Source organism: Streptomyces sp. NBC_01275 (assembly GCF_026340655.1).
In the GTDB taxonomy this organism is placed as follows: domain Bacteria; phylum Actinomycetota; class Actinomycetes; order Streptomycetales; family Streptomycetaceae; genus Streptomyces.
Genome location: NZ_JAPEOZ010000001.1, coordinates 2,505,557 through 2,525,740 on the forward strand (window position 1 = coordinate 2,505,557; position 20,184 = coordinate 2,525,740).

Sequence of the window (20,184 nt, forward strand, 5' to 3'; positions counted from 1 at the left end):
CTCGGCGTCTACTTGCTGAAGTCCGGAACCAGCTTCTGGATCGCGAGCTCGGCGTTGCTCAGGCCCTTGTCGAGGGACTCCTTGCCGCCGGCGATCTTCGGCAGTTCGGTGTCGAGCGGACCCCACAGGGAGCTGTACTCCGGCAGCGCCGGGCGCGGCTGGGCGGCGCCCAGGACCGTCTGGTAGCCGGCGATGCCCGGGTCGGCCTTGACCGCGGTGGTGTAGGCGTCGTCGCGCGTCGGCAGCGTGGAGTTCTTCAGCGCGATGGTCGCCTGGGACTTCGCGGAGGTCATGAAGTTGACGAACTTCAGGGCCGCCTTCTGGTGCGCCGCGTCCGAGCCGGCGTACACGGACAGGTTGTGGCCGCCGGTCGGGGCGCCCGCCTTGCCGGTGGAGCCGGCCGGGACGGTGGCGATGCCGAGGTTGGCCTTGTCCTTGAACGCCGCGCCCTTGTAGAAGTTCGTGATCTCCCAGGGGCCCTGCACGATCGCGGCGACCTTGCCGTTGACGAACGCGTCCTGGATGTGGGCGTAGGCGTCGGCGGTGGTGTCGGCCTTGTGCAGCCCCTTGCCGTCGAACAGGCCCAGCCAGGTGCCGTAGGCCTTCTTGGCGGCGGCCGAGTTCACGGTGATCTTCTTGGCGTCGGCGTCGACGGTGTCGGTGCCCTCGCCGTAGAGGAAGGACTGGGCGTAGTAGGCCTGGGTGGAGCCCCAGTAGCCGTCGACGCCGGTCTTCGCCTTGACGGTGGCGGCGGCGGTCTTCAGGTCGTCCCAGGTCTTCGGGGCCTCGGTGATGCCGGCCTTCTCGAAGAGCTGCTTGTTGTAGACCAGCGCGAGCGTGTCGGTGACCAGCGGAACGCCGTACGTCTTGCCCTCGTACTTGGCCTGCTCGACCAGGTTCGACTTGAACTTCGCCTGGTCGGCGAGGGCCTCGGTGCCGTCCAGCGGCAGGAAGAAGCCCTTCTTGGCGAAGGCGGGGGTCCAGCCGACCTCGGAGCGCAGCACGTCCGGGGCGCCGGACGCGCCGGCGGCCGTGTCGAACTTGTTCTGCGCCTGGTCGAAGGGCACGTTGACGTACTTGACCTTGACGTCCTTGTTGGCGGCCTCGAACTCCTTGACCAAGGCCTGGTACGTCGGCGCCTCGTTGGTCGCGTTGGAGGTGTCCCACCAGGTGATGGTGACCGGGCCGGACGAGTCGTCGCTGCCGCTGTCGTCTCCGCCGCAGGCCGTCGCCGCCAGGGCGAGGGACGCCACCAGCGCGGTGGCCGCTATGCCACGCCGCATGAGTTCTCCTTGAGAGTGAAGGCTCGAGTGCTACAGGTCACGGCCCCGTCCGCCGCCCCTGTCGACTTGCCGACTGCGCCTTTGCCGCGGCCGAGCACCGGGAACGTAACAGCCATGTAAGCGCGACGAAAGGTCTTGCAGCAAAAAAGTGCAAGAGACCTTCGAAGTTATCCGTGCGTGACCTGGAAGCGATCGCCATGAGACGCTTGTTTACGCCCGTCGAGCAGTTGGGGCGGCTTGTGCAAGACTCTGCAAGCTCTTGCCATCACTTTCATGAGGGAGCGCGATGACGCAGCAGTCCGGGCGGAGCCGGTCGACAGGTCGCCCACGGCGTCCGATTGGTGTGCAAGGTGAGGTCCGGCCGGTACAGTCCACCCCTGTGACCACACGGCTTGCCGACATCGCCGCGCAGGCGGGGGTGAGCGAAGCGACCGTCAGCCGCGTCCTCAACGGCAAGCCTGGCGTCGCCGCCACCACCCGCCAGTCCGTGCTCGCCGCGCTGGACGTCCTGGGCTACGAGCGCCCGGTCCGTCTGCGCCAGCGCAGCGCGGGCCTCGTCGGCCTCATCACGCCCGAGCTGGAGAACCCGATATTCCCGGCCCTGGCCCAGGTCATCGGCCAGGCGCTGACCCGGCAGGGTTACACCCCGGTCCTCGCCACCCAGACCCCGGGCGGCTCCACGGAGGACGAGCTGACCGAGATGCTGGTGGACCGCGGGGTCGCCGGCATCATCTACGTCTCCGGCCTGCACGCGGACACCACGGCCGACACCCAGCGCTATGAGCAGCTGCGCGCCCAGGGCGTCCCCTTCGTCCTGGTGGACGGCTTCTCCCCGAAGGTCCAGGCCCCCTTCATCTCCCCCGACGACCGCGCCGCGATGACTCTGGCGGTCACCCACCTCGTCTCGCTCGGCCACACCCGGGTCGGCCTGGCCCTGGGCCCGAAGCGCTTCGTGCCGGTGCAGCGCAAGATCGAGGGGTTCGTCCGCACGATGCAGGACCAGCTGGGCCTGAGCGCGCAGACGATCGAGTCGGAGCTGGTCCAGCACTCCCTCTACACCCTGGAGGGCGGCCAGGCGGCGACGAACGCGCTGATCGACCGGGGCTGTACGGCGATCGTGTGCGCCAGCGACATGATGGCCCTGGGCGCGATACGAGCGGCCCGGCAACGCGGCCTCGCGGTCCCCCAGGACGTCTCCGTGGTCGGTTTCGACGACTCGCCCCTGATCGCCTTCACCGACCCGCCCCTGACGACCGTCCGCAAGCCGGTCCCCGCGATGGGCCAGGCCGCGGTCCGCACCCTGCTGGAGGAGATCGGCGGGACGCCGGCGCCGCACAGCGAGTTCGTGTTCATGCCGGAGCTGGTGGTACGCGGTTCGACCGCTTCGGCCCCCGGGGACCGGAATCGTCCGTAAGGCGGAGAACTCGGGGTTTTCACCCACTGCGCCCGGAGGAGACCGCGCACTCTCCCTGACGTAGAACATGCGGGTCGAACCCGACCGCGGGATGATCGGGGCGACAGGGCTTTTCTGGCAGACTTTATGTCCATGGGTGAATCGACCGTGACGCCACTGGAAGGCCGTGATCAGGCCCTTCCGCAGCCTGTCACGGCCGGGGTCCGGCAGCGCCCCATGGACCGCCTGCGCACCCCCCGCCGCCCCCGCCTCTGGTTCGAGGTCCTGCTCATCGCGGTGAGCTACTGGACGTACTCCCTGATCCGCAACGCGGTCCCGGAGCAGCGCGGCGCCGCGCTGCGCAACGCGGACTGGATCTGGTCGGTCGAGAACCATCTGAGCATCGCCGTGGAGGAGTCCGTCAACCACGCGGTGAACTCGGTGACCTGGCTGATCATCGGCATGAACTACTACTACGCGACGCTGCACTTCGTCATCACCCTGGGCGTCCTGGTCTGGCTCTACCGCAGCCACCCCGGCCGCTACGCGGCGACCCGCCTCGTCCTCTTCGCCACCACCGCCGTGGCCCTGATCGGCTACTACTTCTACCCCCTGGCGCCCCCGCGCCTGATGCCGGGCGGCGACTTCATCGACACGGTCGTGGTCCACCGGACCTGGGGCTCGATGGCCTCCGGCGACCTGAAGCACATGTCGAACCAGTACGCCGCGATGCCGTCCATGCACATCGGCTGGTCCCTGTGGTGCGGCCTGACGATCTTCGCCCTGGCCTCCGTGCCCTGGGTACGGATCCTGGGCCTCCTGTACCCGGCGGCCACCCTGCTGGTCATCGTCGCCACGGCCAACCACTTCTGGCTGGACGCGGTGGGCGGCATCCTCTGCCTGACCTTCGGCTTCACGGTGGCCCGCATCTGGTACGGCGCGCTGCCGTACCACCTGCCCAGGACGGTGCCGCCGAGGAAGAAGGCGCCGGAGCGGTTGTCTCCGAGGCCCGCGCAGCCTCCCGCAGGGCCTCGATGAAGGCCGCCAGCGCGGGCTGCTGAGGCGAAGCGCTGTCCCTCACCACCGCGTGGATGGTGCGCACCGGCACCGGATCGCGCACCTCGCGGACGACCACCCCCGGATGCCGGCTGCCCAGCCCCAGACGCGGCACGAGACTCACACCGAGCCCCGCGGCGACGAACCCCTGCGCGGTCGCATAGTCCTCGCTCTCGACGACGACCCGCGGCCGAAACCCGGCAGCCGCGCACGCGTCGACCTGGGCGTCACGACAGGGCCCGGCCCACTCGCTCCCGACGAACGGCTCCTCGGCCAGCTCCCCCAGCCGCACATCGGGCCGCCCGGCCAGCCGATGCCCGAGAGGCAGCACGACGAGATAGGGATCATCCAGCAACCACACACTCCGTACGCCATGGCGGTCGTCCCCCGCCGACCCCACCAACAGGGCCAGATCGGCCCGCCCCTCCTTGACGTCCGGCAGCGCGTCCCCGGGCCCGGTCACCAGCTTCAGCTCGATCTGGACGCCCGGATGACTCTCCCGCACCCGCGCCACCGCAGGGGCGACGAGCCCGGCCCCCGCCGTGGCGAAGTACCGCACCGACAGCCGCCCCGTACGCCCCGCGAGCAGGTCGCCCAGGGCGGCCTCCGCCTCGGCGAGCTGCCGCCCGATTGCGTCCGCGTACCCGGTGAGCAGCAGTCCGGCGGCGGTGGGCCGCACCCCGCGCCCGACCCGCTCCAGCAGTACGACGCCCGCCTCCCGCTCCAGGGCCGCGACCTGCTGACTGACGGCGGACGGCGTGTACCCCAGCACAGCCGCCGCCCCCGTGACGGACCCGCTCCCCACGACTGCCCGCAACACCTGCATCCGCCGCACATCAAGCATGGAACCACCATAATGCAGCTGGGCTTAACAGTACATGCAGAACATTTCACTTGTCCTTCCAGAAAGAAGAGGCAACCGTTGTCCTCATGCCCCTCCCCCGCCTCCGTCCCCGCCCCCTGCCCCTGTCCTCGACCCTCCGCATGGCCGCCCTGGCACTCCTCTGGGGCTCCGGCTTCCTCTGGATCAAGCTGGCGCTCACCCACGGCCTGACCCCGGCGCAGATCACCCTCGCCCGCTGCGCCCTCGGCACGGCCGTACTCCTGCTCCTGGCCCGCCGCGCAGGTCAACGCCTGCCCCGCTCACGCACGGTCTGGCGTCATCTGTTCGTGGCCGCCCTGTTCTGCAACGCCCTGCCCTTCGCCCTCTTCGCCGTCGGAGAGCAGCACGTCGACTCCGGCATCGCGGGCGTCCTCAACGCCACCACCCCCCTCTGGTCCCTCCTCATCGGCGTCCTGCTGGGCACGGAACGCGCACTGCACCCCCTACGCCTGACCGGCCTCCTCCTCGGCTTCGCCGGCACGCTGCTGATCTTCGCCCCCTGGCAGCGCTCGGGCCTGCTCAGCTGGCCGGCCCTGGCCCTCCTGGCCGCCGCGGCCAGCTACGCGGTGGCCTTCGCCTACATGGCCCGCAACCTGACGACCCGGGACGCCCCGCTGGCCATGTCGGCGGCCCAACTCCTGGCGGCCACAGCCTGGACCGCCCTCGCCCTCCCCACGGCGACCGCCCTCCACCCCGACGTGACCGCCCTCCTGGCGGTGACGGCCCTGGGCATACTCGGCACAGGCGTCACCTTCTACCTCAACTACCGCCTGATAGCGGAAGAGGGCCCCACCACAGCAGCCACGGTCGGCTACCTGCTCCCCGTGGTGTCGATAGCCCTGGGCACCCTGTTCCTCAACGAGCACACGGGCCCCAGAGTCCTCACAGGCATGGCGGTAGTCCTCCTGGCAGTGGCCCTGACCCGCACGACCAAGAAACCGACGGAGAGCGACGCCGATGCTGGGGCTGGGGCCGGCGGCACCCGACCGACAACGGGAGCGGGCCGTGGCGGTGCGTCGCAGCCCGTCGCTTAGCCCGTCACAGCCGAGTTCCGCTGTGGCAGCAGACAGCAGTACGCCCAACACGCGACGGGCTCGACGCACCACGGCCCCGACCCACGACAGACCGTCAGCCACCCACCACCCACCACCGAACGCCTACCCCCCGTAGAACAGCTCCTCGACAACCCCCCGAGCCCGCCGCCCAGTCCGCCGATAGTCATCGAGCATGTCCCCCACCCGCCCGGCCCCATACCCCAAGTACCGCCCCACAGCGACAAGTTCACGAGCATCGGACGGAAACGTGTCCCCCGCCCGTCCCCGCACCAACATCACCGCGTTGCGCACCCGACTGGCCAACACCCAGGCCTCGTCCAGGATCTCCGCGTCCTCACCCGAGATGAGCCCCGCCGCACACGCGGCCAAGAGCGCCTCACGCGTCCGAGTGGTCCGCAGCCCCGGCAGCTCAGAGCCATGCCGCATCTGCAGCAACTGCACCGTCCACTCCACGTCGGACAACCCCCCGGGCCCCAGCTTGGTGTGCAGCTTGGGATCCGCCCCGCGAGGCAGCCGCTCGGACTCCATCCGGGCCTTCAGCCGCCGGATCTCCCGTACGGCGTCCTCCCCGAGCCCGCTCGCCGGATACCGCAGGGGATCGATCAGCTCGATGAACCGCCGCCCCAACTCCTCGTCCCCGGCGACCGGTTCCGCCCGCAGCAACGCCTGTGACTCCCACACCAGCGACCACCGCCGGTAGTAGGCCTCGTACGAGTTCAACGTCCGTACGAGCGGCCCGGACTTGCCCTCGGGCCGCAGGTCGGCGTCGACGAGCAGCGGCGGATCCGCGCTGGGGAGCTGCAACAGCCGCCGCATCTCGGCGACGACCCGGTTGGCGGCATCGCCGGCCTCCCGCTCGTCGACCCCGTCCCGCGGCTCGTGCACGAAGAGAACGTCCGCGTCGGAGCCGTAGCCCAGCTCGTGCCCGCCGAAGCGCCCCATCCCTATGACGGCGAAGCGCGTGGGCAAGGTGTCGCCCCAGCCGTCACGGACGACGGCACGCAAGGTCCCGGCGACAGTCGCGGCCGTCAGATCCGAGACGGCCCCGCCCACGAGGTCCACCAGGGCGCCCTGATCGGCCTGGACCGGCTGCGCCTCGGTCCCGTAGGACCGGACGATGTCCGCGGCGGTCGTCCGAAAGAGCTCCCGCCGCCGGACGCCACGAGCGGCGGTGACGCCCTGCACGGCGCCCTCCGCCCGCCCGACCGCGGCGAGGATCTCCTGCTCCAACTGCCCCCGCCCCCGCGGCTCGAGCCCGCCGCCACTGCCCACGCCACCGCCGCCGCCCCCACCACCGCCGTCGCCGTCGCCGCCGAGCAACGCCACCGCCTCCGGCGCACGCATCAGCAGATCGGGCGCGAGCCGCCCGGCGGACAGCACCCGCGCGAGGTTCTCCGCGACCGCGCCCTCGTCCCTCAGCAGCCGCAGATACCAGGGTGTCTTGCCCAACGCATCGGACACCTTGCGGAAGTTGAGCAGCCCGGCGTCCGGGTCGGCGGAGTCGGCGAACCAACCCAGCAGCACGGGCAGCAGAGTGCGCTGGATCGCGGCCTTGCGGGTGACGCCGGAGGCCAGCGCCTCCAGATGCCGCAGCGCGGCGGCAGGATCGGCGTACCCGAGCGCGACCAGCCGCTCCCGCGCCGCCTTGGCGCTCAGCCTGGTTTCGCCAGGCGCGAGTTGGGCGACGGCGTCGAGCAGCGGCCGATAGAACAGCTTCTCGTGCAGCCGTCGTACGACGGTGGTGTGCCGTTTCCATTCGCGGCTCAGGTCGGCGACCGGGTCGACGCGCAGCCCGAGGGAGCGGCCGAGGCGGCGCAGTTCGGCCTCGCCTTCGGGGACGAGGTGGGTGCGGCGCAGCCGATAGAGCTGGATGCGGTGTTCCATGGAGCGCAGAAAGCGGTAGGCCTCGTCGAGCTGCACGGCGTCCGCGCGCCCGACGTATCCGCCGGCGGCCAGCGCCTGCAGGGCGTCGAGCGTGGTCCCGCTCCGAAGAGAGGCGTCTGCCCGCCCATGCACCAACTGAAGCAGCTGCACGGCGAATTCGACGTCCCGCAACCCGCCCGGCCCGAGCTTCAGCTCGCGCTCGACCTCGGCGACCGGAATGTTCTCGACGACGCGCCGCCGCATCTTCTGCACGTCGGTGACGAAGTTCTCCCGCTCGGCGGCCTTCCACACCATGGGTTCGAGGGCGGCGACGTAGGCCTCGCCCAGCGCCGGGTCGCCCGCCACCGGCCGGGCCTTGAGCAGCGCCTGGAACTCCCAGGTCTTGGCCCACCGCTGGTAGTAGGCGAGATGGCTGGACAGGGTGCGTACGAGGGGGCCGTTCCTGCCCTCGGGCCGCAGATTGGCGTCGACGGGCCAGATGGAGCCTTCCACGGTCGTCTCGGAGCAGATCCGCATCATGTGGGAGGCGAGCTTGGTCGCGGCCCGCAGCGCCTTGCCCTCGTCGTTCTCGCCGACGGCCTCGCCGACGAAGATGACGTCGACGTCGGAGACGTAGTTCAGCTCGTGTCCGCCGCACTTGCCCATGGCGATCACGGCGAGCCGGCAGGACGCGGCGTCGTCGGGTGCGGCGGCGCGGGCGATGCCGAGGGCGGCGCGCAGCGTGGCGGTGGCCAGGTCGGCGAGCTCGGCGGCGGTCTCGGCGAGGTCGGTCGTGCCGCACACGTCCCGCGCGGCGATGGACAGCAGGCACCGCCGGTAGGCGACGCGCAGCGACACGGGATCGGCCGCCTCGGCGAGCCCCCGTTCGAACTCCTCCACCCCGGGATGCAGATCCCGCGGCTCGTAGGTGACCAGCGCCTCCCAGTCCCGTGGATGCCGGGCGAGATGGTCGGCGAGCGCGGCGGAGGCCCCCAGCACCCCGAGCAGCCGGTCGCGCAGGGGCTTGGCCGCTATCAGCGTGTCGAGCAGCTCCCGGCGGGCGGACCCGACGCCCTGCGCCTCCAGCAGCCGTACGAGACCGTGCAGCGCGAGGTCGGGGTCGGCGGTGGCGCCGAGGGCCTCCAGGAGAAAGGGGTCGTCGCGCACCTGGGACAGCTCGGGCCCGTCGAGGAGCCGCTCGGCGGCGGACGGGTCGGTGAAACCGTGCCGCAGCAGCCGTGTGAAGGTACTGCTCCTGCGCCCCGGCGCCATCATCCCCGGCCTCCTCGTGCGATCGGCGATCGGCGATCGCATCCGATCAAGGTCGTACGGAGTCGAGCGTAACCCGCGTTCATCGGTGGCGCTCCGGCCCGGTTTCGGGTTCTGTGTGGAGAAGCGACGAAGGAGTCGAGCCCAGGAGCCGAGCCATGGACATGACCCTGGAAGTGATCCTGCTGCCGGTGTCCGACGTGGACCGGGCCAAGGAGTTCTCCGGGACAGGGTCGGCTTCCACGTCGACCTCGACGGCGAGGTGATGGAGGGCGTACGGATCGTGCAGCTCACCCCGCCCGGCTCGGGCTGTTCGATCGCCCTGGTCGACGGCCTCCACGTGCCGACGGGAACCCCGCGGCCGGGGACGTACCACGGCATGCAGCTGTGCGGGGCGGACGCCAAGGCGGCGTACGAGGAGCTGACCGCGCGCGGGCTGGAGGTCAGCGAGCCGGTGCAGTTCGCCCCGCAGGACGGCGCGACGTTCATGTACTTCAAGGACCCGGACGATGGGGGTCCCCCCGCTCGAGCGGAGTTCGAGAGTGGGGGAGGCTGGGCGATCCAGGAGTACCGCCGCCGGGCGACCGAGCCGCTGCACCAGGTGCTGGCGGCGCTGTCCGGCGAGCGGGATTAGTTCACTCTGTCTTCATCCTTCGGGTTGGACGACGTGGGGAGCGGGCATTTTGGCGTGTGCATGCTCTGTCTGCACCGCCCCCGCCCTTCCCCCACCGGAGGTTGACGTGTCCGACAGCTCCCTGTCCCGCCGCAGTCGCGCCGTCGTCGCGTCCGCGCTCGCCTTCACCGTGGCCGCCGTCGGCCTGTGGACCGGCCTCGGCGGCTCCTCGCCCGCGCGGGCCGCCGCCGGCGTGCCGACGCCGGACCACGTGGTCGTCGTGGTCTTCGAGAACCACGCCTACAGCCAGGTCATCAGCTCCTCCAGCGCCCCGTACATCAACTCGCTGCGGACCGGCGGCGCCAACCTCACCCAGTCCTACGCAGAGACCCACCCCAGCCAGCCCAACTACTTCGCGCTGTTCTCCGGCTCCACCCAGGGCGTCACCGACGACAGCTGCTACACGCCCGGCTTCTCCTCCGCGGCCAACCTCGCCTCGGAGCTGCTCGCGGCCGGCCGCACCTGGGCCAGCTACAACGAGACGCTGCCCAGCCAGGGCTCGACGACGTGCAGCAGCGGCGACTACGCCCGCAAGCACAACCCGTGGTTCGGTTTCAGCAACGTGCCGACGTCGACGGCGAAGACCTTCGCACAGTTCCCGACCGACTACGCGACGCTCCCCCACGTGTCCTTCGTCGTCCCCAACCTGTGCAGCGACATGCACGACTGCTCGGTGGCGACCGGCGACACCTGGCTCAAGAACAACCTGGGCGCGTACGCGACCTGGGCCAAGACCCACAACAGCCTCCTCGTCGTGACCTTCGACGAGGACAACCGGCTCAGCGGCAACCGCATCCCGACGGTCCTGTACGGCCAGCAGGTGACGGCGGGCGCGACCACCTCGACCACGTACAACCACTACGACCTGCTGCGCACCCTGGAGGACGGCCAGGGCCTGACCACCCACGCCGGCAACGCGGCCACCGCGAAGGACATCACGGGCGTCTGGGCGTCCTGACGTGTACGTAGCCGACAGCCGCGCGAGCACCTCGCCCGCGGCCGGGGCAGCAGCCGACCTGCACCGCGCCCGCACGCACCACCGCCCCCCGGTCGCCCCCACCGTCCTGGCCCTCGGCGCGGTCAGCCTGATCACCGACGTGTCGTCGGAGATGGTGACCGCGGTGCTGCCGCTGTACCTGGTGGCGGGCCTCGGCCTGTCCCCGCTGGGCTTCGGCCTGCTGGACGGCGTCTACAACGGTTTCTCGGCGGTCGTACGCCTGGCCGGCGGCCATCTCGCCGACCGGGGCGGGGGCCGGCACAAGTGGGTGGCGGGGGCGGGCTACGCGCTCTCCGCGCTGTGCAAGCCCCTGCTTCTCCTCGCGCACACGCTGACGCCCATCGGCCTGGTCCTGGCCGCGGACCGCACGGGCAAGGGGCTGCGCACGGCCCCGCGGGACGCGCTGATCTCCTTGTCCGCCACACCCGAGACCCGAGGGCGCGCCTTCGGAGTGCACCGCGCGATGGACACGACGGGCGCGCTGCTCGGCCCGCTGGCGGCGTTCCTGATCCTGCGGGAGACGGTGGACGGCTACGACGCGGTGTTCACGGTGAGCTTCTGCGTGGCGGTGCTGGGCGTGCTGGTGCTGGTCCTGTTCGTCCCGGGCGGACGCGCCCCTACGACGACGCACACCCCGACCGCGAAAACCTCCCTGCGCGCCGCCCTCGGCCTGCTCCGCCGCCGCGACCTGCGCCGTATCGCGCTCTGCGCCCTGCTGCTGGGCCTGGCCACGGTCAGCGACTCGTTCGTCTATCTGCTGCTCCAGCGCCGCCTCGGCGTCCCCGACCGCTGGTTCGCCCTGCTCCCGCTGGGCACGGCGGCGGCGTTCCTGCTGCTGGCGGTCCCGCTGGGCCGGCTGGCGGACCGGGTGGGCCGCTGGCGGATCTTCCTGGCGGGCCACGGAGCACTGCTGACCGTGTACGCCCTCCTCCTCGCACCCCGGCACGGGACACTCCTGCCGTACACGGTCCTGCCGTACGCCGTCCTGTTTCTGCACGGCGGCTTCTACGCGGCGACCGACGGGGTGCTGATGGCGGCGGCCTCGGACAGCGTGCCGCGGGAGCTGCGCTCGTCCGGTCTCGCGCTGGTGCAGACGGGCCAGGCGACGGCGCGGTTCGTCTGCTCGCTGGGCTTCGGGGCGGCCTGGACGCTGTGGGGCGACCGTACGGCGCTCATGGCGTCGGCGGTGGCGCTCGCGGTGGGCGCGCTGTTCTCGCTGACGCTCCGCCCGGTCCGGGAGACCGTCTCATGACCCTGCGCAACCGCATCCTGGTGTTTCTCACGGCCGTGGCCGTCCTCGCCGCGGTGGCGACGGCGTCGGTGCTGCACGCTCAGGCGCGGGCGGAGCGCAGGAACCAGACCCAGGCGGGCGGCCCGGAGGTCACGGCGGGGCCGATCAGCCTCACGACCACCGGCCGCATGGTGTTCCGCAACCTGGCCTGGGGCCCGCACCGCGACGAGCTGACGACGGTCCCGGCGTCGGACCCCTCAGGCCCACGCACCGCCTCGGACGTCAAATGCCTCCGCTTCTACGCCGCTTCGGGCACGGGAGTCTGCCTCCAGGCGGTGCACGGCGCGGTCACGGACACCTACCGCGCGCTCGTCCTCGACGCCCGCCTGAAGGAGAAGGCCCGCTACGACGTCCCCGGCATCCCCTCCCGCGCCCGGGTCTCCCCCACCGGCCGCTACGCCGCCTGGACGGCGTTCGTCGGCGGCGACTCCTACGCGGGCACCGACTTCTCCACCCGTACGGCGATCGTGGACACCCGCACCGGCCGGCTGACCCCGACCCTGGAGACCTTCGAGATCCTCAGGGACGGCCACGTCTACAAGGCCCCGGACGTCAACTTCTGGGGCGTCACGTTCGCACCGGACGACCGCACGTTCTACGCGACCCTGGCGACGAAGGGCAGCACCTACCTGGTCCGCGGCGACCTGCGCACCCGCACGGTCACGACCCTCCACACCAACGTCGAATGCCCCTCCCTCTCCGCGGACGGCACGCGGATCGCCTTCAAGAAACGCGTGAAGGGCCTCCCGAAGGACGCCCCCTGGCAGCTCTACGTCCTGGACCTCGGCACCCTGCGCGAGACCCCTCTCGCCGAATCCCGCAGCGTCGACGACCAGGCGGTCTGGAGGAACGATCACACCCTGGTGTACGCCCTCCCCGGCGACTACGGCGCGGACCTGTACGAGATCCCGGCCGACGGCACGGGAAAGCCGCGGCGCATCAGCACGGCGGCCGTCTCCCCCGCGTACGTCGTCGACCGGTGAACCGCCGACCAGTAGCCCGCTGCGGGACGCACAACCGACTCCGCTCTGTCACCACAGCCCAGCGTGTCGCCGGTTCCCCGATCCAGCCACACCACCGCCTGCCAGAACCCGCTCACCGGCCCTGCCTGAGCTGGTGCTGTCGGCGGGGCTTGGGGGCGTCGAGCAGGGTCACGCCGTTGGAGCGCCTGCCGAGGACGTAGAGCGTCGGACCGGCCACGAAGGTCACGAAGACGCCGATGACGCTGATCGGGAACAGCACCGGAAGCGACTGCCCCTCCGGCAAGGTCTTCCCGCCCTCATGGACGGCGTAGGCGAACGCGCAGACGAACAGGACCAGGCACACCAGCGCGAGGGCGTACCACACGACGGCGACCCGCCGGGCCCCTCGCTCGTCCCGCACCTGCGCCAGCAGGGAGGCCGAACAACGGGGGCACTCCAGTTCCACCGTCCGCCTGCCCGTCCGCGGGCGCGGTATCCGCACCGTGGCCTCGGACCAGGTGATCGTGCGGGTGGTGACCACCACGCCCTTCAACTCGTCGCGCAGAACGTGCCGGATCGCCACGAGCACACTGCCCGCCGATTCCATGTCGCCTCCCCTCCCGTTCACCCCTCACGCCGCACACCTCGGAACGATCTTGACGCGCCCCCGGGCCACGGCACATCCGTGAAATCACGTAGTCCGGCACGCACTTGGGGAGACCTTCCCCGTACGGCGTCGGTGGTGGAGGATCCACGCATGACTCAGCAACGAACCGATGGCGCGCCGTCCGCCGAGGCGGCCGACGCCTATCTGGAGGCGCTCCGGGAGCGGCTGACGGCCGACGGAACCAGGGTGACCGCGACCAGCTGGCGCGACCGCCCGGTGGTGATCGGCAGCCGATCGGACCGCAAGGTGCGGTGGTTCGGCACCAAGACGGAGCTGTTCGTCTTCGCCGCCGCCGTCCCCGAGGTCGACAACGCCTCGCTGGCCGATTTCACCGGGTGGGCCCTGAGCTACGCGAAGAACCTCCGCAGCGGTCTGCCCGGCGCCCGCAACGCGGTGATGGTCCTGCCCGCCCTGGTCAGCGGCAGCGTCCAGCACTCCGCGAGGGACTGGGCCGCCAAGGACGCCCGGATCCTCGGGACGTCCCTGATCGGCCGCCCCCTCACGGTGGAGACATCGGCCTCGGGGGTCACCCGGGTCACCATGTACCGGGGTGGGGTCGCCTGGGGCGGAATGTTCACGCGTCACGTCCTGGAGAAGGCGGCTCTGTACTTCCCCTGAGGCGATCGCCGAGCACGCGGAGGGGCCGACGGTCCACGACCGTCGGCCCCACACGCCGTTACAGCGGGAAACCCGCCCCGACCTCCCCCTACAGCACCGGCAGGTTCTTCCGCAGCTCGAAGGCCGTGACCTCGCTCCGGTACTCCTCCCACTCCTGGCGCTTGTTGCGCAGGAAGAAGTCGAAGACGTGCTCGCCGAGGGTCTCGGCGACGAGGTCGCTGCGTTCCATCAGGCTGAGGGCCTCGCCGAGGTTCTGCGGGAGGGGCTCGATGCCCATCGCGCGGCGCTCGGCGTCGGAGAGGGCCCAGACGTCGTCCTCGGCGCCGGGCGGAAGCTCGTAGCCCTCCTCCACGCCCTTGAGGCCGGCGGCCAGCAGCATCGCGTACGCCAGGTAGGGGTTCGCGCCGGAGTCGAGGGAGCGGACCTCGATGCGGGCCGAGCCCGTCTTGCCGGGCTTGTACATCGGGACGCGGACGAGCGCGGAGCGGTTGTTGTGACCCCAGCAGATGTACGAGGGGGCCTCGCCGCCGGCGCCCGCGGTGCGCTCGGAGCCGCCCCAGATGCGCTTGTAGGAGTTGACCCACTGGTTGGTGACGGCCGAGATCTCCGCCGCGTGCTTCAGCAGGCCCGCGATGAAGGAGCGGCCGACCTTGGAGAGCTGGTACTCGGAGCCCGACTCGTAGAACGCGTTGCGGTCGCCCTCGAAGAGGGACAGGTGCGTGTGCATGCCGGAGCCCGGGTGCTCGGAGAACGGCTTCGGCATGAAGGTCGCCTGGACGCCCTGCTCCAGCGCGACCTGCTTCATGACCAGGCGGAACGTCATGATGTTGTCGGCCGTGGAGAGCGCGTCGGCGTACCGCAGGTCGATCTCCTGCTGGCCGGGGGCGCCCTCGTGGTGGGAGAACTCGACCGAGATGCCCATCGACTCCAGCATGGTGATCGCCTGGCGGCGGAAGTCCATGCCCACGTTCTGCGGGGTGTGGTCGAAGTAGCCGGAGTTGTCGGCGGGGGTCGGGCGGGAGCCGTCGACCGGCTTGTCCTTCAGGAGGAAGAACTCGATCTCCGGGTGGGTGTAGAAGGTGAAGCCCAGGTCGGAGGCGCGGGCGAGGGCGCGCTTCAGCACGTACCGCGGGTCGGCGAAGGACGGCGAGCCGTCCGGCATGAGGATGTCGCAGAACATGCGGGCGGTGCCGGGGGCCTCCGCGCGCCAGGGCAGGACCTGGAAGGTGGAGGGGTCCGGCTTGGCGATCATGTCCGACTCGTAGACCCGGGCGAAGCCCTCGATCGCGGAGCCGTCGAAACCGATGCCCTCATCGAATGCCTGTTCGAGTTCGGCCGGGGCCACGGCGACGGACTTGAGGAAGCCCAGCACGTCCGTGAACCACAGGCGTACGAACCGGATGTCGCGCTCCTCCAATGTCCGGAGCACGAACTCCTGCTGCTTGTCCATCTTCCGCTTCCCCATCCTTGCTGGTCAGGCCGCCTGTCCCAGACCTCGGGAGGCGGTCGGGCACCTGAGCATCCCACCACAACACCATTTCATGCGCGTTGCGCACCATGATCGCCACGGCGACCTCGGCCTGAACGCCTCACGTCCGGTCGGCGTACGACCCTCACGCCCATCTTGCCTGCTCGGACCGACATCCGTAATGCCCGACCCCCCCTCACGCCCGCCGACTCGCTTAATTTGCATCTCAGATACCAGTTTAACTACCGTGCCGGACAGTCGAACGCCGAGCCGCGGCGTCCCGACGAACGAGCCCCGAGGAGCCCTGATGCTGTCCGAGCGGTCCGCAGCCACCGTCCGCGCCACCCTCCCCGCCGTCGCCGCGCGCCTCGACACGATCACGGAGCGCTTCTACAGCCGCCTGTTCACGGCCCACCCCGACCTCCTGCGCGACCTCTTCAACCGCGGCAACCAGGCGGCCGGCACCCAGCGCCAGGCTCTGGCGGGCTCCTTCGCGGCCTTCGCCACACACCTCGCGCAGCACGCGGACGACCGCCACGCCGACCGCCCCGACGCGATGCTCGCCCGCATCGCCCACAAACACGCCTCCCTGGGCATCGCGCCCGAGCAGTACGCGGTCGTCCACGAGCACCTCTTCGCCGCCATCGCCGAGGTCCTCGGCGAGGCGGTCACCCCCGAGGTCGCGGCCGCCTGGACCGAGGTCTACTGGCTGATGGCGAACGCCCTGATCGCGCTCGAGAAGCGGCTGTACGACGAGCGGCCCCAAGGGGGGCGGGGCGGAGCCGGTCGGACCTGGCGGGCGTGGGAGGTCGTCGAGCGCGTCGCCGAGACAGCCGACGTCGTCACCCTCCGGATGCGCCCCCTCGACGACGGCCCGGTACGGGACTTCCGCGCGGGCCAGTACGTGTCCGTCCGCGTCCAACTCCCCGACGGCGCCCGCCAGATACGCCAGTACAGCCTCTCCGGCGCACCCGGTTCGACGGTCCGTCAGATCAGCGTCAAGCGCGTTCCGGGCGACGGCAGGACCCCGGAGGGCGAGGTCTCCGACCACCTTCACGCGCGCGTGAACGAGGGCGACAGCCTGGAGCTCTCCGAGCCGTACGGCGACCTGGTCCTCGACGACGCCGGGGACACGCCCCTCCTGCTCGCCTCGGCCGGCATCGGCGTGACCCCCCTGGTCGCGATGCTGGCCCACCTCGCGGCCACCGGCCACCGCGCTCCGGTCACCGTGATCCACGCCGACCGCTCCCCCGCCGACCACGCCCTGCGCACCGACCACGAGACCTACGCGGCCAAGCTCCCGGACGCGTCCGTCCACCTCTGGTACGAGCGGAAGGCCCCGGCGGGCGCCCGCACCGGCCTGGTCGACCTCACCGACGTATACGTACCGGCAGGCACGCGCGCGTACCTGTGCGGCCCGCTGCCGTTCATGCGCGCGGTGCGGACACAGCTGATCGAGAAGGGAGTGGCTCCGGCGGACGTCCACTACGAGGTGTTCGGACCGGACCTCTGGCTGGCCCGGGGGTGACGCGCGTCGCGACGCGACTCCGCCGCCGGGCACGCCCATGCGCCAGGCGTGCGTCGGGCGCGCCCACGCGTCAGGCGCGCCCGGAGATGCCCAGCAGGAGTGGGCCCGTCGGCTCCGTCACGAGCTCTGCGACCGTGAGCGGGTCCAGAGAGGCGAAGAACGCCTCCTGGGCGCGGCGCAGGGCGCCCCGCAGGCGGCAGGCGGAGTTCAGGGGGCAGGGGGTGGCGCCCTCGCAGTCGACGACGTCTCCGTCGCCCTCGAAGGCGCGGACGACGGCGCCTACGGATGCCGTACGGCCCTTCTCGGTGAGCGTCAGACCGCCGCCCCGGCCGCGGCGGGCCGCCAGGAGGCCGAGGTGCTGGAGTTCGGCGACGACCTTGGCCGCGTGCGTGTACGGCACGTCCATGTCCGCCGCGACCTCGCGGGTCGTGGGTGTGGAGTCGCAGGCGACCGCGAGTCGCATGAGCACGCGCAGGGCCAGGTCGGTGGAGCGCAACAGCCGCATGCGGACAAGCGTAGATAATGCGCATCTCCGCTTCAAATTATCTCCGCTTCCCTTTTCCTCGCTTCTCTTCGCTGTGGCCTGCCTACGAGAATCCTCTCCTCCCCTATTACGATCAGCTGACCGCACGCCCCGACCGTCCGCCCCTTTCCCCCAGAAGGACAGGCCACATGGGTTCCGCCAACAAGACCAGCAGCGCGGCGCGCAAGGCGCGCATAGAGGAGATGCGGAAGGCCGAGCAGGCCCGAGAACGGCGTAACCGGTTTCTCACGATCACCGGCAGCGTCGTCGCCGTGGCCGCTCTCGTCGCCGGCGGCGTGTTCGTCGTGAGGTCGCAGTCCGGCGACGACTCTTCCACCACCGCCGACTCCAAGGCCTCGGGGCACTTCGTCACCGGGTCGGACGGGGTCAAGACCTGGAAGGGCACGCTGGGGCGTACGCACGTCGCCAAGACCGTGAAGTACCCGGTCGAGCCTCCCGTCGGGGGCAACCACAACCAGGTCTGGATGAACTGCAACGGGGACGTCTACACCAAGGCCCTCAACAACATGAACGCCGTGCACTCGCTGGAGCACGGCGCGGTCTGGGTGACGTACAACAGCAAGGCCGCCAAGGCCGACGTCGAGGCTCTCGCGGCGAAGGTGAAGAAGACCCCGTACACGCTCATGAGCCCGGACGACGCGCAGGCGGACCCGATCATGCTCACCGCGTGGGGGAAGCAGCGCACGGTGACGAGCGCGAGCGACCCGAGCGTGGACAAGTTCTTCGCGAAGTTCGTGCAGGGCGAGCAGACGCCGGAGCCGGGCGCCGCGTGCACGGGCGGTCTGTCGCAGTGAGGTACGCGGGAGTCGCGGTCGCCGTGGCCGGGGTGCTCGTCGCGGCCGGGGCGATCACGTACTCCGTGGCCGAGGACGGCGGTTCGGGCGTCGACGCCCCCGCCGTCGAGTCCGCCGACGCCGGGTTCGCCCGGGACATGGCCGTGCACCACCAGCAGGCCGTCGAGATGGCGTACGTCGTGCGCGACCGGACGGACGACGAGGACGTACGGCGGCTCGCCTACGACATCGCGCAGACGCAGGCCAACCAGCGCGGGATGCTGTTGGGCTGGCTCGATCTGTGGGGGCTGCCGAAGGTGTCGGCCGATCCGCCCATGACGTGGATGGACATGGGCGACATGGCCTCCGGCGAGGACGGCGCGCTGATGCCGGGCATGGCCACCAACGCCGAGATGAAGAAGCTGGGGACCCTGAACGGCAAGCAGGCCGAGGTCTTCTTCCTCCAACTCATGACCGACCACCACAAGGGCGGCATCCACATGGCCGAGGGCTGTGTCGCCAAGTGCACGGTCGGGGTGGAGAAGCGGCTCGCCCAGGGCATGGTCGACGCGCAGGAGTCGGAGATCAAGCTCATGGCGGACATGTTGAAGGAGCGGGGCGCGCAGGCACGGCCGTAACCCCGCGGGAAACTCCGTGACCGGATAGGAAACGCGGCAGGGACGAACGTAGGGCCGACGCGACGGGGACGAACGTAGGGCCGACGCAACGGGGACGAACGTAGGGCCGGCCGTGGAGAGCACAAGGGGACAGCGATTGCGTGCGCAGGGAGATCGGGCCGAGAAGGCCGACGGCCGTCCGCTCTTACGGCGTCCGGCTCCGGCGGGGCCGGACGCGGGGTTGCTGGCGTTACAGCGCGCGGCCGGAAACACCGCCGTGGCACGGGCCGTCTCCGCCCGACGGGCCGCCTCCGTGCAACAGGCCGCCCCCGCACAACGGGCCGCCTCCGTCCAACGGGCTCCCGCCGTCCAGCAGGACGCCTCCGTCAGGCAGGACGGCCAGGCATGGGCCGGTGCCGCCCACTACGCCGAGCGGCCCGTCGAGCATCCTGAATGGCCGCAGTTCCAACTCCTCATGCGGCAGGCGGGTTTCGACGGGGACACCGTCGAGGCGGTGTGGCAGCTGCTCATCGGCGGCATGCGCCAGCAGGAACAGGTGGAGAACGCTCTCAGCGCGGCGGGCGGCGCACCGTCGGGACGATCCGAGCGGCGCGCCCAGCGGGCCGGGAACGACTGGTACCGCGCGGTCATCGACATGGTCGGCGACCATCTGCGGATCGACACTCCGACCATGGGCCTGTGGTCGGGCGGGCTGGACGTCAACGACTACGCGAGCGCCAAGGGCCACACGACGCTGGAGCACTCCAACCTGGGGCGGGTGATCAACTCCCTCAGGCTGCACCCGAACTTCTCGCTGATCGGGCCGCTGTGGAATCTGCTGTCGGTGGCGTTCGTCCAGCGCGCCACCGGTCCCGTGCACGTCTTCATCCGGGCCCACGACCCCGACAGCGTCCTACAGGACCAGGAGATACCGCAGTTGAGGGTGTTGCAGAGCATGGACGAGCGGGCCGGGCGGCAGATCAGCCTGGTCTGGCATCCCCTCTACACGACCGCCGACGGCGAGATCCGGGAGATCTCGCCGGACCTGAAGCTGGTCGACGACGCGCCCTACCGGCAGCGGGACCTGTGCATCGCGGCGCTCTACACCTACCTCCTGCGCATGCACGACTCGGGCAATCCGCACTCCGCGCGTGCGTACGACGAGATGCACAACCGTCTCAAGCAGAACGGTCTCGACACCTAACCGCCGTTAATCCCCAAATCTCCCCCGACAGCGGTTACTT

16 protein-coding genes and 2 pseudogenes are annotated in these 20,184 nt (G+C 70.8%); 12 read left to right on the forward strand and 6 right to left on the reverse strand.

Annotated features, from left to right (window positions below):
• Window positions 1-8: 8 nt before the first annotated feature.
• A complete protein-coding gene (locus OG562_RS10820; protein ID WP_266396187.1) occupies window positions 9-1,283 on the reverse strand; it encodes an extracellular solute-binding protein in 1,275 nt (424 codons plus the stop codon).
• 379 nt (window positions 1,284-1,662) lie between these two features.
• Here OG562_RS10820 and OG562_RS10825 point away from each other — a divergent pair, with 379 nt between their 5' ends.
• Together OG562_RS10825 and OG562_RS10830 are read left to right on the forward strand one after the other, a co-directional pair.
• On the forward strand, window positions 1,663-2,697 hold the full coding sequence (locus OG562_RS10825) for a LacI family DNA-binding transcriptional regulator (RefSeq protein WP_266396188.1): 1,035 nt from the start codon (window positions 1,663-1,665) through the stop codon (window positions 2,695-2,697).
• A 132-nt stretch (window positions 2,698-2,829) separates the two neighbouring features.
• On the forward strand, window positions 2,830-3,714 hold the full coding sequence (locus OG562_RS10830) for a phosphatase PAP2 family protein (RefSeq protein ID WP_323187499.1): 885 nt from the start codon (window positions 2,830-2,832) through the stop codon (window positions 3,712-3,714).
• On the opposite strand, the pseudogene OG562_RS10835 reads toward OG562_RS10830, so the two are convergent.
• Window positions 3,689-4,576 (reverse strand): annotated as a pseudogene (locus tag OG562_RS10835) (LysR family transcriptional regulator); the annotation flags it as partial. The gene OG562_RS10830 and the pseudogene OG562_RS10835 overlap by 26 nt on opposite strands.
• Before the next feature lie 140 nt (window positions 4,577-4,716).
• On the opposite strand from OG562_RS10835, the gene OG562_RS10840 reads away from it, so the two are divergent.
• Window positions 4,717-5,649 carry a DMT family transporter gene (locus OG562_RS10840; protein ID WP_266409177.1) on the forward strand — a complete coding sequence of 311 codons (933 nt, stop codon included), beginning with the start codon at window positions 4,717-4,719 and terminating at the stop codon, window positions 5,647-5,649.
• A 123-nt stretch (window positions 5,650-5,772) separates the two neighbouring features.
• Here the strand turns inward: OG562_RS10840 and OG562_RS10845 are convergent, their stop codons facing one another.
• A complete protein-coding gene (locus OG562_RS10845) occupies window positions 5,773-8,808 on the reverse strand; it encodes a bifunctional [glutamine synthetase] adenylyltransferase/[glutamine synthetase]-adenylyl-L-tyrosine phosphorylase (protein WP_266396190.1) in 3,036 nt (1,011 codons plus the stop codon).
• A gap of 152 nt (window positions 8,809-8,960) precedes the next feature.
• Here OG562_RS10845 and OG562_RS10850 point away from each other — a divergent pair.
• From OG562_RS10850 to OG562_RS10865, 4 genes and pseudogenes are all read left to right on the forward strand, one after another.
• Window positions 8,961-9,436: pseudogene (locus OG562_RS10850) on the forward strand (VOC family protein).
• 106 nt (window positions 9,437-9,542) lie between these two features.
• Window positions 9,543-10,433, forward strand: coding sequence for an alkaline phosphatase family protein (locus OG562_RS10855; RefSeq protein WP_266396191.1), 891 nt, complete (start codon window positions 9,543-9,545; stop codon window positions 10,431-10,433).
• 1 nt (window position 10,434) lies between these two features.
• A complete protein-coding gene (locus OG562_RS10860; protein ID WP_266396193.1) occupies window positions 10,435-11,724 on the forward strand; it encodes an MFS transporter in 1,290 nt (429 codons plus the stop codon).
• Entirely contained in the window at window positions 11,721-12,746 is a 1,026-nt protein-coding gene (locus OG562_RS10865; RefSeq protein WP_266396194.1) for a TolB-like translocation protein, read from the forward strand. Before OG562_RS10860 ends, OG562_RS10865 begins: the two co-directional genes overlap by 4 nt.
• Window positions 12,747-12,858: 112 nt before the next feature.
• On the opposite strand, the gene OG562_RS10870 is transcribed toward OG562_RS10865, so the two are convergent.
• Window positions 12,859-13,332: a hypothetical protein gene (locus OG562_RS10870; protein ID WP_266396195.1), complete on the reverse strand. Its 474-nt coding sequence runs from the start codon at window positions 13,330-13,332 to the stop codon at window positions 12,859-12,861.
• 150 nt (window positions 13,333-13,482) lie between these two features.
• Here OG562_RS10870 and OG562_RS10875 point away from each other — a divergent pair, with 150 nt between their 5' ends.
• The gene (locus OG562_RS10875) at window positions 13,483-14,010 is read left to right on the forward strand and encodes a hypothetical protein (protein ID WP_266396196.1); all 528 of its coding nucleotides are present in this window, start codon (window positions 13,483-13,485) and stop codon (window positions 14,008-14,010) included.
• 88 nt (window positions 14,011-14,098) lie between these two features.
• Here OG562_RS10875 and glnA read toward each other — a convergent pair whose 3' ends face one another.
• Window positions 14,099-15,460 (reverse strand): type I glutamate--ammonia ligase, encoded by a 1,362-nt coding sequence (gene glnA, locus OG562_RS10880; protein WP_266396197.1) that lies wholly within the window; start codon window positions 15,458-15,460, stop codon window positions 14,099-14,101.
• Window positions 15,461-15,785: 325 nt separating this feature from the next.
• Here glnA and OG562_RS10885 point away from each other — a divergent pair, with 325 nt between their 5' ends.
• The gene (locus tag OG562_RS10885; RefSeq protein ID WP_266396198.1) at window positions 15,786-17,006 is read left to right on the forward strand and encodes a globin domain-containing protein; all 1,221 of its coding nucleotides are present in this window, start codon (window positions 15,786-15,788) and stop codon (window positions 17,004-17,006) included.
• Between the two features lie 70 nt (window positions 17,007-17,076).
• On the opposite strand, the gene OG562_RS10890 is transcribed toward OG562_RS10885, so the two are convergent.
• Entirely contained in the window at window positions 17,077-17,511 is a 435-nt protein-coding gene (locus OG562_RS10890; RefSeq protein ID WP_266396200.1) for an Rrf2 family transcriptional regulator, read from the reverse strand.
• A 167-nt stretch (window positions 17,512-17,678) separates the two neighbouring features.
• Here OG562_RS10890 and OG562_RS10895 point away from each other — a divergent pair, with 167 nt between their 5' ends.
• The 3 genes from OG562_RS10895 to OG562_RS10905 all read left to right on the forward strand — a co-directional run bounded on the left by OG562_RS10895 (window position 17,679) and on the right by OG562_RS10905 (window position 20,144).
• Window positions 17,679-18,344, forward strand: coding sequence for a DUF3105 domain-containing protein (locus tag OG562_RS10895; RefSeq protein WP_266396201.1), 666 nt, complete (start codon window positions 17,679-17,681; stop codon window positions 18,342-18,344).
• Window positions 18,341-18,961, forward strand: coding sequence for a DUF305 domain-containing protein (locus tag OG562_RS10900; RefSeq protein ID WP_266396203.1), 621 nt, complete (start codon window positions 18,341-18,343; stop codon window positions 18,959-18,961). The genes OG562_RS10895 and OG562_RS10900 overlap by 4 nt, the downstream gene beginning before the upstream one ends.
• Window positions 18,962-19,181: 220 nt before the next feature.
• The gene (locus tag OG562_RS10905) at window positions 19,182-20,144 is read left to right on the forward strand and encodes a hypothetical protein (RefSeq protein WP_266396204.1); all 963 of its coding nucleotides are present in this window, start codon (window positions 19,182-19,184) and stop codon (window positions 20,142-20,144) included.
• The last annotated feature ends 40 nt before the right edge of the window (window positions 20,145-20,184 follow it).